This window comes from Pseudomonas fluorescens (assembly GCF_001307275.1).
Classification (GTDB): domain Bacteria; phylum Pseudomonadota; class Gammaproteobacteria; order Pseudomonadales; family Pseudomonadaceae; genus Aquipseudomonas; species Aquipseudomonas fluorescens_AA.
The window spans coordinates 3338381-3350186 of the sequence record NZ_CP012831.1; the positions used below are offsets into that span (position 1 = coordinate 3338381).

General features: G+C 60.5%; 10 protein-coding genes. 5 read left to right on the top strand and 5 right to left on the bottom strand.

The window, feature by feature from the left end:
* Positions 1-23 precede the first annotated feature (23 nt).
* The 3 genes from rplQ to bfr all read left to right on the top strand — a co-directional run bounded on the left by rplQ (position 24) and on the right by bfr (position 2704).
* Positions 24-410 carry a 50S ribosomal protein L17 gene (gene rplQ / locus AO356_RS14790; RefSeq protein WP_003186009.1) on the top strand — a complete coding sequence of 129 codons (387 nt, stop codon included), beginning with the start codon at positions 24-26 and terminating at the stop codon, positions 408-410.
* 223 nt (positions 411-633) lie between these two features.
* The gene (locus tag AO356_RS14795) at positions 634-2082 is read left to right on the top strand and encodes a catalase (RefSeq protein WP_060740394.1); all 1449 of its coding nucleotides are present in this window, start codon (positions 634-636) and stop codon (positions 2080-2082) included.
* Positions 2083-2239: 157 nt separating this feature from the next.
* A complete protein-coding gene (bfr, locus tag AO356_RS14800) occupies positions 2240-2704 on the top strand; it encodes a bacterioferritin (RefSeq protein WP_003186005.1) in 465 nt (154 codons plus the stop codon).
* A gap of 157 nt (positions 2705-2861) precedes the next feature.
* Here bfr and uvrA read toward each other — a convergent pair whose 3' ends face one another.
* Complete coding sequence (gene uvrA / locus AO356_RS14805) at positions 2862-5696, bottom strand: excinuclease ABC subunit UvrA (protein ID WP_060740395.1); 2835 nt, start codon at positions 5694-5696, stop codon at positions 2862-2864.
* Between the two features lie 179 nt (positions 5697-5875).
* Between uvrA and AO356_RS14810 the strand changes: the two genes are divergently transcribed.
* Complete coding sequence (locus tag AO356_RS14810) at positions 5876-7273, top strand: MFS transporter (protein WP_053125859.1); 1398 nt, start codon at positions 5876-5878, stop codon at positions 7271-7273.
* A gap of 9 nt (positions 7274-7282) precedes the next feature.
* Positions 7283-7804 carry a single-stranded DNA-binding protein gene (locus tag AO356_RS14815; RefSeq protein ID WP_003206078.1) on the top strand — a complete coding sequence of 174 codons (522 nt, stop codon included), beginning with the start codon at positions 7283-7285 and terminating at the stop codon, positions 7802-7804.
* Positions 7805-7928: 124 nt separating this feature from the next.
* Here AO356_RS14815 and AO356_RS14820 read toward each other — a convergent pair whose 3' ends face one another.
* From AO356_RS14820 to AO356_RS14830, 4 genes are all read right to left on the bottom strand, one after another.
* Positions 7929-8549 carry a hypothetical protein gene (locus AO356_RS14820; protein ID WP_203225781.1) on the bottom strand — a complete coding sequence of 207 codons (621 nt, stop codon included), beginning with the start codon at positions 8547-8549 and terminating at the stop codon, positions 7929-7931.
* A 146-nt stretch (positions 8550-8695) separates the two neighbouring features.
* Complete coding sequence (locus tag AO356_RS33065) at positions 8696-8878, bottom strand: hypothetical protein (RefSeq protein WP_237140815.1); 183 nt, start codon at positions 8876-8878, stop codon at positions 8696-8698.
* 93 nt (positions 8879-8971) lie between these two features.
* A complete protein-coding gene (locus AO356_RS14825) occupies positions 8972-9550 on the bottom strand; it encodes a hypothetical protein (RefSeq protein ID WP_237140816.1) in 579 nt (192 codons plus the stop codon).
* Positions 9551-9721: 171 nt separating this feature from the next.
* Positions 9722-11647 (bottom strand): MAC/perforin domain-containing protein, encoded by a 1926-nt coding sequence (locus AO356_RS14830; protein WP_060740396.1) that lies wholly within the window; start codon positions 11645-11647, stop codon positions 9722-9724.
* Positions 11648-11806: the final 159 nt, after the last annotated feature.

Genomic DNA, 11806 nt, shown 5'->3' on the forward strand with positions numbered 1-11806 from the left:
TTGTGTTTGGTAAGGAATGAACCATGCGTCATCGTAAAAGTGGTCGTCACCTGAGCCGCACCAGCTCGCACCGCAAGGCCATGTTCCAAAACATGGCGGTGTCGCTGTTCGAGCACGAGCTGATCAAAACTACACTGCCGAAAGCCAAAGAACTGCGTCGCGTTGCTGAGCCGCTGATCACTCTGGCCAAGACAGATAGCCTGGCTAACCGCCGTCTGGCTTTCGACCGTACTCGTTCGAAAGCTATCGTTGGTAAGCTCTTCAACGACCTGGGCAAGCGTTACGCTACCCGTGAGGGTGGCTACCTGCGCATCCTCAAGTGCGGTTTCCGCGCTGGCGACAACGCGCCTATGGCGTACGTCGAGTTGGTTGATCGTGCTACCAGCGGTGAAGCTGTATCCGCTGAGTAAGTCGGCAACAAACGAAAAACCGGGCCTTGTGCCCGGTTTTTTGTTGCCTGCTGAAAAGTGCCCGGACCGTTTCGCCTGGTTCGGCTATCGGCAAGTCTTCAGCATTAGATAATGACTATCGATGTCCATGATTTAATGAATTTGGATACTGTCACTAACATGATCGATACTCCTTTCCAGCCGATTAGCCGGCAGTTTGAAGACCGACCTAGGAAGATTGAGCATGAGCCAGACCAAAACGCTTACGACCGCCAGCGGCGCTCCTGTCGCCGATAACCAGAACTCTCGTTCCGCCGGCCCGCGCGGCCCGCTGCTGCTCGACGATTTTCACCTGATCGAAAAGCTTGCTCACTTCAACCGCGAGAACATTCCCGAGCGTCGCGTGCACGCCAAAGGATCGGGGGCCTACGGCACCTTTACCGTCACCCAGGACATCACCCAGTACACCAGCGCCAAGTTGTTCGAGTCGATCGGCAAGCAAACACCGACCTTCCTGCGGTTCTCCACCGTGGGTGGCGAGCGTGGTTCGGCCGACACTGAACGCGATCCGCGGGGTTTCGCCCTGAAGTTCTACACCGAGGAAGGCAACTGGGACATCGTTGGCAACAACACGCCGGTGTTCTTCATCCGTGATCCGTTGAAATTTCCGGATTTTATCCACACCCAGAAGCGTCTGCCGCAAAGCAACCTGAAAAGTGCCCAGGCGATGTGGGATTTCTGGTCCCATTCGCCTGAGGCGCTGCACCAGGTCACCATCCTGTTTTCCGACCGAGGTATTCCGGATGGCTACCGCCACATGCACGGCTTCGGCAGCCACACCTACAGCCTGATCAGCGCACAGGGTGAGCGGCACTGGGTGAAGTGGCACTACAAGACCCTGCAAGGCATCAAGAACCTTGCGCCGGCAGAAGCGGCACGCCTGGCGGGTACCGACCCGGATTATGCCCAGCGTGACTTGTTCGAGGCCATTGAGCGCGGTGACTTCCCGAAATGGCGCGTCTGCATCCAGATCATGAGCGAGGCCCAGGCCGCGGCCCATTACGAGAACCCGTTCGACGTGACCAAGACCTGGTCGCAGAAAGAGTTTCCGTTGATCGAAGTGGGTGTGCTCGAACTCAACCGCAACCCGCTGAATTACTTCGCTGAAGTCGAGCAGGCGGCGTTTGGCCCGAGCAACATGGTGCCAGGGGTTGGTCTCTCGCCGGATCGCATGCTGCAGGGCCGTGTCTTCGCCTACGCCGATGCGCACCGCTACCGTGTGGGCACCAATCACCAGCAGTTGCCGGTGAATGCGCCACGTAGCCCGGTCAACACTTATCAGCGCGACGGTGCCATGGCGTTTGGCAGCAATGGCGGGGCGGCTCCGAACTACGAGCCTAACAGCTATGTGGAGGCACCGAAGCAGGCGCCGCGTTATGCGGAGCCGGCACTGGCCCTCAGTGGCGCGGCGGATCGTTACGATCATCGCGAAGACACGGACTACTACAGCCACGCCGGTGCGCTGTTCCGTTTGATGAGCGACGAGCAGAAAGCGTTGCTGATCAACAATATCGCCGGCGCGATGGCCGGTGTATCGGCGGATGTCGTTGACCGTCAGCTCCAGCATTTCTTCAGGGCGGACGCCGCTTATGGAGAAGGTATCGCAAAGGCGTTGGGCGTACAGCTTAACTAAGTCTAAACGAGAAGCAGAACCGCCCTCATTTGGGCGGTTTTTGCGTTATTTAGCCCGGTTTTCTCGGATTTTCTTCACTTTTATTGCGATGAACGAGTGACCTCTCCGTCAGGTTGGTTCAAACTAGAGCCTTCAAAGCTTGTGGAGATGTAGGGCGATGCAAGGTCACCCAGATGTAATCGATTACCTCAACACGTTGCTGACAGGCGAACTGGCAGCCCGTGATCAATATTTCATCCACTCGCGGATGTACGAGGACTGGGGTTTCACCGAGCTCTACGAACGTATCAACCATGAGATGGAAGAAGAAGCCCAGCACGCCGATGCATTGATGCGCCGGATCCTGATGCTCGAAGGCACGCCGCGGATGCGTCCGGATGACTTGGATGTCGGGACCACCGTGCCCGATATGTTGGCCGCTGACCTGCGCCTGGAATACAAAGTCCGCGCCGCGCTGTGCAAAGGCATCGAGCTCTGCGAGCAGCACAACGACTATGTGACCCGCGAGATCCTGCGTATCCAGCTTAACGACACCGAAGAAGACCACACCTACTGGCTGGAGAAGCAGTTGGGTCTGATCAAGTTGATTGGCCTGGAAAACTACCTGCAATCACAGTTCTGATCGCGTGTGGAGCGAGCTTGCTCGCGATTGCGGTTAAATCGTCGCATAAATGCAAACTGACACCGCGCTATCGCGAGCAAGCTCGCTCCCACAGAAGAAAAGCAAAAAGCCCCTGCCATCGAAGAGATGACAGGGGCTTTTTCGTGCCCGGGTGAAATCAGTCCCGATCACGCTCCAGCAACGGCTTGAGGTAGTAACCGGTGTAGGACTGCTTCATTTCGGCCACTTGTTCAGGCGTGCCCACGGCAATGATCTGGCCGCCCTTGGAACCGCCTTCCGGCCCCAGGTCCACCAGCCAGTCAGCCGTCTTGATCACGTCCAGGTTGTGTTCGATCACCACCACGGTGTTGCCGTGATCGCGAAGGCGATGCAGCACGTCGAGCAATTGCTGGATATCGGCGAAGTGCAGGCCGGTGGTCGGCTCGTCGAGGATATACAGGGTCTTGCCGGTGTCGCGCTTGGACAGCTCGCGGGACAACTTGACCCGCTGGGCTTCACCGCCGGACAGGGTCGTTGCCGACTGCCCCAGCTTGATGTACGACAGGCCGACATCCATCAGCGTCTGGAGCTTGCGCGCCAGGGCCGGCACCGCATCGAAGAACACCCGGGCTTCTTCGATGGTCATCTCCAGGGTTTCGTGGATGTTCTTGCCCTTGTATTTGATCTCCAGGGTCTCGCGGTTGTAGCGCTTGCTCTTGCACACATCGCACGGCACGTAGATGTCGGGCAGGAAGTGCATTTCCACCTTGATCAGGCCATCGCCCTGGCAGGCCTCGCAGCGCCCGCCCTTGACGTTGAACGAGAAGCGCCCTGGGCCGTAGCCTCGGGAGCGGGACTCCGGCACGCCGGCGAACAGTTCGCGGATCGGTGTGAACAACCCGGTATAGGTCGCCGGGTTGGAGCGCGGCGTACGACCAATTGGGCTCTGGTCGATGTCGACCACCTTGTCCAGGTGCTCCAGGCCCTTGATGCTGTCGTGGGCGGCAGCTTCGAGGGTGGTGGCGCCGTTCAGGGCCGTGGCGCTGAGGGGAAACAGGGTGTTGTTGATCAGCGTCGACTTGCCGGAGCCGGACACGCCGGTCACGCAGGTCAGCAGGCCGATCGGGATTTCCAGGTCGACGTTGCGCAGGTTGTTGCCACGGGCGCCCTTGAGGGTCAGCGACAGCTTCTTGTTGCGCGGCGTGCGTTTGGCCGGGACCTTGATCTTGACTCGGCCCGACAGGTATTTGCCCGTCAGCGAGTCAGGGTGCGCCATGACTTCGGCAGCCGTGCCCTGGGCAACGATATGCCCGCCATGGACGCCCGCGCCCGGGCCGATGTCCACCACGTAGTCCGCCAGGCGGATGGCGTCCTCGTCGTGCTCGACCACGATCACCGTGTTGCCGATGTCCCGCAGGTGCTTCAGGGTCCCGAGCAACCGGTCGTTGTCCCGCTGGTGCAGGCCGATGGACGGTTCGTCGAGGATGTACATCACCCCCACCAGGCCGGCGCCGATCTGGCTGGCGAGGCGGATACGCTGGGCTTCGCCGCCAGACAAGGTGTCTGCGCTGCGATCGAGGGTCAGGTAGTCCAGGCCGACGTTCACCAGGAACTGCAGGCGCTCGCGGATTTCCTTGAGGATCTTGTCGGCTATTTCGCCACGACGACCGGTGAGCTTCAAGCCGCCGAAGTAATCGGTGGCGTCGCCAATCGGCAGGTTGGTCACCGCCGGCAGCGTCTTCTCGCCGACCCACACATGCCGCGCTTCGCGACGCAGACGGGTGCCACGGCAATCGGGGCAGGGCTGGGTGCTGAGGAACTTGGCCAGTTCTTCGCGCACGCTGGCCGATTCGGTCTCGCGGTAGCGTCGCTCCAGGTTCGGCACGATGCCTTCGAACGGGTGGGAACGCTTGACGATGTCGCCACGGTCGTTGAGGTATTTGAAGTCGACATTCTGCGAGCCACTGCCGTGCAGGATGGATTTCTGCTGGTCGGCGGGCAACTCGTTGAACGGCTTGTCCAGGCTGAACTTGTAATGGGCCGCCAGCGAGCCGAGCATCTGGAAGTAATAGACGTTGCGCCGGTCCCAGCCGCGAATCGCCCCTTCGGCCAGGGTCAGCTCGCCATTGACCAGGCGCTTGGTGTCGAAGAACTGCTTGACCCCCAGGCCGTCGCACGTCGGGCAGGCGCCCGCCGGGTTGTTGAAGGAGAACAGCTTGGGTTCCAGCTCGCTGATGGCATGGCCGCAGATCGGGCAGGCGAAACGTGCGGAGAAAATGATCTCCTCGCCGGGCTCGTCGTCCATCGGTGCGACCAGGGCGATGCCGTCGGCCAGTTTCAGGGCGGTCTCGAAGGACTCGGCCAACCGCTGCTGCAAGTCGGCGCGGACCTTGAAGCGGTCGACCACCACATCGATCGAGTGCTTCTTCTGTTTATCCAGCTTCGGCAGTTCGTCCAGCTCGCACAGCTTGCCGTTGACCCGGGCCCGCACGAAGCCTTGGGCGCGCAGTTCTTCGAACACCATCAGGTGTTCGCCCTTGCGCTCGCGAACCACCGGGGCCAGCAGCATCAGCTTGCTGCCTTCGGGCTGGGCCAGCACCAGGTCGACCATCTGGCTGACGGTCTGGGCTTCCAGGGGAATGTCGTGGTCGGGGCAGCGAGGAATGCCGACCCGCGCATACAGCAGGCGCAGGTAGTCGTAGATCTCGGTGATGGTGCCGACCGTCGACCGCGGGTTATGGGAGGTCGACTTCTGTTCGATGGAGATTGCCGGCGACAGGCCTTCGATGGTGTCGACGTCGGGTTTTTCCATCATCGACAGGAACTGCCGGGCATAGGCCGACAGCGATTCGACATAGCGTCGCTGGCCTTCAGCGTACAACGTGTCGAAGGCCAGGGATGATTTGCCGGATCCGGACAGGCCGGTGATGACGATCAGCTTGTCCCGTGGCAGGGTCAGGTCGATATTCTTCAGGTTGTGGGTACGGGCCCCACGAATCAGGATCTTGTCCAAAGTGGCCTCGCTCGGCGGGCGTCGAAAACGTAGGAGTATACGGGCAAATACTGGATGGATGCACACTATTGAAGGCGCGATTGCAGCCATACATGAAGACTGCGCGGCAAACGGTCGCCATATACCCTCTCAATCGATGGGACTGGTAGAATCGCCGCCGGTTCACATGAGGTTTTTCCATGCAAGATCCCCACAGCGAACGCATGAGTCGTGGCGAGACACGCGCAGCAAGCGGTCTGGCCCTGGTGTTCGCCTTCCGTATGCTGGGCATGTTCATGGTGTTGCCGGTGCTGGCGACCTATGGCATGGACCTGGCAGGCGCCACCCCGGCCCTCATCGGCCTGGCGATTGGCGCTTATGGCCTGACCCAGGCGATCTTCCAGATCCCGTTCGGGATCATTTCCGACCGAATCGGCCGGCGTCCGGTTATCTACCTGGGGCTGATCGTCTTCGCCCTCGGCAGCGTGCTGGCGGCCAATGCCGACTCGATCTGGGGCGTGATCGCCGGACGCATCCTGCAGGGGGCCGGGGCCATTTCCGCGGCCGTCATGGCGCTGCTGTCGGACCTGACCCGCGAACAGCATCGGACCAAGGCCATGGCCATGATCGGCATGACCATCGGTCTGTCGTTCGCCGTGGCCATGGTGGTCGGTCCCTTGCTGACCCGGGCCTTTGGTTTGTCGGGCCTGTTCCTGGCGACCGGTGCCATGGCACTGGTGGGGATCCTGATCGTGGCGTTCATGGTGCCGCGCGCCACCGGGCCGTTGCAGCACCGGGAATCCGGGGTGGCGCGCCAGGCATTGATCCCGACGCTCAAGCACCCGGACCTGCTGCGCCTGGACCTGGGTATTTTCGTGCTCCACGCCATGCTGATGTCCAGCTTCGTGGCCTTGCCGCTGGCCCTGGTCGAGAAGGCCGGCCTGCCCAAGGAACAGCACTGGTGGGTTTACCTGACCGCGTTGCTGATATCGTTCTTCGCCATGATCCCGTTCATCATCTATGGCGAGAAACGACGCAAAATGAAACGAGTTTTGCTCGGCGCCGTCGTGACGCTGATGCTCACTGAGCTATTCTTCTGGCAGTTCGGCGATAGCTTGCGGGCCCTGGTGATCGGCACGGTGGTGTTCTTCACCGCGTTCAATCTGCTGGAAGCCTCGCTGCCGTCGCTGATCAGCAAGGTTTCGCCGGCGGGCGGCAAGGGCACGGCGATGGGGGTCTACTCCACCAGCCAGTTCCTGGGCTCGGCGTTGGGCGGGATCCTCGGCGGCTGGCTGTTCCAGCATGGCGGTTTGTCGGTTGTGTTCCTGGGATGCGCCGCGCTGGCTGCACTTTGGTTAGCCTTTGCTGTTACCATGCGCGAACCTCCCTATGTGACGAGCCTGCGCTTGCCCTTATCGCCCGAGGCGATTCGTGAGGCTGGCCTGACCGAGCGTCTGAAGGCCGTCGTTGGAGTAACCGATGCAGTGGTGGTCGCCGACGAGGCGGCCGTGTATATCAAACTCGACACCGAATTATTGGATCGCGCGACGCTCGAGCGCCTGGTGAACAACCCGGCCCCGACCACGTGCGAAGCCTAGGAGAACGTTATGGCCCGTGGGGTTAACAAAGTCATATTGGTCGGTACTTGCGGCCAGGATCCCGAAGTTCGCTACCTGCCGAACGGCAACGCCGTGACCAACCTGAGTCTGGCGACCAGCGAACAGTGGACCGACAAGCAGACCGGCCAGAAGGTCGAGAAGACCGAATGGCACCGCGTGTCGATGTTCGGCAAGGTGGCCGAGATTGCCGGCGAATACCTGCGCAAGGGTTCGCAGGTGTACATCGAAGGCAAGCTGCAGACCCGCGAGTGGGAAAAAGACGGCATCAAGCGCTACACCACCGAAATCGTGGTCGACATGCAAGGCACCATGCAATTGCTGGGTGGCCGTCCACAGGGCGACCAGCAACAAGGTGGCAACAACTACCAGCAGTCGGCTCCGGCCCCGCGTCAGCAGGCGCCTCGTCCACAGTCGGCACCACAGCCACAACGTGAGCGTCCGGCCCCACAACAGGCCGCGCCGCAACCGGCTCCGGATTTCGACAGCTTCGATGACGATATCCCGTTCTGATCCTCGCCTGAGCGGATTACGCAGGTAGGTCACGAAAGCCCCAAGCGCTCAGCACTTGGGGCTTTTTATTTGTCTGGCGCAAACCGATTCGTGAATTTGGGGACACGGGCAAGCCCGGTCTTGCTCACAGATCCAGGTCCAATACCTCCTGCATCCTCTCGCCAATCGACTGACTCAACCACGCGGCATGAAACGCCATGTCCTGATCCGTCAGATCAACCCCTACCCGAAGTGCGATGGCTTTGCCATCGCCTCCGGCGAAGCCCACCACAAAGTGACAGATGTTGGCGGAAGCGGTCGTTTTGTAAGGCTTGATGTAATGGATGTCGCTGTACGGCACGCATTCGTCGGTGGTTTGCCGGGCAGGGCGGCGTTGGGTGAAGGTGAGGCGTTGCTGGCGTTCGTCAAAGCAGAAGCCGAGCACCTTAGGTTCGGATGCCAGCCAGTTGAGCACGCAGACGGCCGCGAATGCGCTGATTAACATGAGCGCTATGAACAGAGGGTCCTCGATCACTCTTGTGTGGATGGGCGACAGGTTTTGTCCGACATGAAACAGCTTCGTCGATAGCACTGCCAGCCCGTAGACCGGCAAGGCCAGCAGTATCACCACGGCATACACCATCGTGCCCAGGTATCCCGGCCTCGATATCTCGCTTGAGCAATCCCACGTGGGCGGGTGCGGTGGCGCTGATGTAGCGGTCGGGAACGGGGATTCGACCAGGCGCGGCGGGCGTTTGCGTTTCATACGGCTGGCTCTTGGGAAAAATGCCCGGCCATTCTTATCGTTATTCTTCAAGTACGCCTAGTAAAAAACGGTTCGCCCGAGGTTGGGTTCTTCCTGGCCCCCGCCAATCCAGGTTTTATCTGTCTGACTTGCCGTGCTATCACCCCTCACGGCCGATAGTCCGCCGGTAATTCATGCCGCGTCGGCGCTTTTTCTTCGTGATAGTGCGGTTTGCCCTGGGGAGAGCTCATCAAGGTCGAATTGGCCAGGATTGTCTCCGTCAGCAAACAGTCTTCACCTTCCCCGAACCAGCAGGCCAGCGCCGAGTTTCGATTGCCGTGCAGGTCCACGACGGATGGCCAGTTTTCGACGCCATGGGCGTCACTGGGGGCGATGTCGGGGTAGTGCTTGGGCGGCAGGACCAGCGCATCGCCGGGCCGCAGCTATAGGTCGGCCAAATGGATTTCCCTTGACGCAGGCCGCCAGCGGGCGACGCTGATCACCAGCGGCAGGCGGCCATAACGGGAAAAGAACGCGTGGGGGAAGTTGTGGTATTCGAGGTCGGTCGGGTTGTAGGTCAGCAGCTCGCGCTGGCGCGCCGGGCCCAGGTAGGGCGACTGGTGGCCGGCCCATTTCCCGTAGGTGTATTGGCCCAGGATCAGTTGGTCGTATTCGAAACGCAGGCATTCGCCGTTGCCGAGCAGGGTCATGCCAAAGGCCTGCGCCGTTTCCTTGGTTGCCCAGATCGGTGCGTAGTGCACTTCGCTGGCGTGGAAGTCGAACGTCTTGATCCAGTAGGAACCGCTGTTCGTTGCAACCTCACGGTCCCGCCAACTGATGCCCGAGTAGCGAGTGCCCAGGGACAGGGCCGGGTTCTCGGGGCTGAGCTGGATCGGGTGGCCGCGCTCCTGGACACTCGGTCGTGCCAGGCCATGGTCGTTGAACAGGTAGGGAAACCGGCGGGGATCGAGGGCGGTTTCCACGCCATCGCCGATAAAGGGAACACTGTTGAAGACTTGCATCGTATGGGGACCACGCACGCAAGAAGGCTAGAGAAAAGGGCGCTCAATCGCCCGATGAACCTGTGGGAGCGAGCTTGCTCGCGATGGCGGCGGCACATTCAACATTGAAGCAAGCTGAAGCAGCGCTATCGCGAGCAAGCTCGCTCCCACAGGGGATGTCACTATCGGGTGTCAACTGTACGGACGATGCTGCTCACGCAACCAGTCCATGCCGTGAGGTTGGCGCCACGGCCGGACGGCGGCGCGCTTTTCAACCTGGGTCAGGCACAGGGCGTCCATCCAGTAGTAGACCATCAACAGGTGAAATACCTCATCGCCGCGTCGGTCCCAGATGACGTCGTCCTGCTGGCGACCCGGTTCGATGGGCTTGAGCCGGCAGTCGCCCTGGTCGTGCATGCCCTGCAGGCAGGTTCCCGTCTCGTAGTTGATCAGCAGCACCGGGTGGTTGATTTCCGGATAAGGTTTTTCCAGCTCGGGCATGTACCAGTATTGCCCTGGATTGTGCCTGTCCGGCGTCTGCATGGCGATACGGGTCCGGTTTTGCGGATCGACCGCCAGGGCCGGTTTGGCGTCGGTATTGTTGCGCACGATGTACAGCGCGGTGCGAGGGTCTTCCTCGGTCGTTGCGGTTTTTACCAACTTGACCTTGCCGAACGAGTCGTGGGAAAACCGAGCCTTGACCTTCACCGTTGGGTTGAGGTCCTTGCCTGCCTGGCCAAAACCGGCAATGAGTCCATCGACACCGGGTGCCTCGAAGTCATTTCCCGCCAGCACATAGGTCAGGCCGGACAACGGGTTGGGCTGCATGTGCTTGGTCAGCGTGTCCCAGCGCATCAGCGACACTTCGCTGGCGCCGTTGGACAGCAGGGCCTCACGCATGGCATACGTCGGGTAGTAGCGCGCGTCGCGCGGCCAGCGCTCAGTGGCCATCAGCAATTTTTGCCCGTTTTTTTGTCTCAGCAGCAGGGCCAGCGCATCCCAGAACTGTTCAAATTCCGTGGTCGATGCATTCGCAGCGGGTGGGTAGTGGAAGCTTTCGCTGGTTTCCTTGCTTTTGTTGTCGACGAACACCATTCGCAAGGCAGGGCGGGTTGCTTCGGCCTTGGAGGTGGCTTGCCGCCCGGAGCGGCCGAGGACAACCACCGAGTCTTGCCAAGTGGCTTCGATTTCCGCCTTGTAGCTGGTGTACCACTGGTAGGCCTGCTCCAGTGCCGTACGGGTCTCGCCTTCCTTGACGAAGCGATAGACCGGCGCGATTGCCAACTCCACGACGGTCGGGTCGTCGGGCAGCGATTCGCGCCATTTGCCGAACTCCGCATTGCAATTGTTCGGGTCCACTGAGTTGAAAGCGATGGCGTGCGTGCCACCCCGGGTGGTCAGGTTGGCGTTGCGATGGGCGATGTTTTTCTTGACCGTTTCCGAGACCGAGGTGGTCGCGCTGCCGCTGACAAAGGTGCCGTATTCGGCTTTGACCATGGCATCGAGGGTGTTGGTCTTGCTGAGGAAACTCTTGAGTGCGGTCATCGCATAGTTCAGCGAACCACCGACAGTCACTTCGCTGACGATATCGGCACCGAAGTCGACTAGGAAATTGAAGAATGGCGCCGGATTGCTCGAGTCGAAGGCCTTGGGCAACTCATCGATGCGCTTCTTGAACGCTTCCGTGGCATTGGCGGGGCTGACCTCGAGGGTCAGTTTCCATAACCGCACCGTGTGACTGTAGAGCGCGGCTTCACGCTCTTCGAGCGTCTTGATGTCGCTGCCGAAGGTGGCTTTGAAACCGGCGGAAAAGGCGCCGTATTTGCCGGAGGCTTCGACACTCGTCTGGGTATGTCTTTCGAATTCGTCGCGGGAGGCAAACGTCTCGGTGGAGAAGTTGTCGTTGGCCACGACCGTGGACATGGTGACGTTTTTCCCCACGTTGTAAGACGTTTTCCGGTACGGCACCGCACGTTTGCCCGACTCGGTATCGCCGACCTTCAGGCACTCCTTGCTGTCGCCGGCCCAATCGAGCCGGTTCAGTCCGCGCCCCAGTAATTGCGAGCCGCCGATATCCCGCACGTCATCGCCTGCGTTGCCCTTCAGTCCATCGCTCATCGCCTTTCTCCCATCGCTCAGGTTGTATCAACTGGGTGTCAATTGATGGGAGTGAGTATCGGGAGGGCGGTGATAGGCGGACAGTCCAGAGCGGTGTCAGTCCGGTATCAGTTTGGTATCAGGCAAAATGCCATCTTTTCATTAACCCGGGCGAGGCGC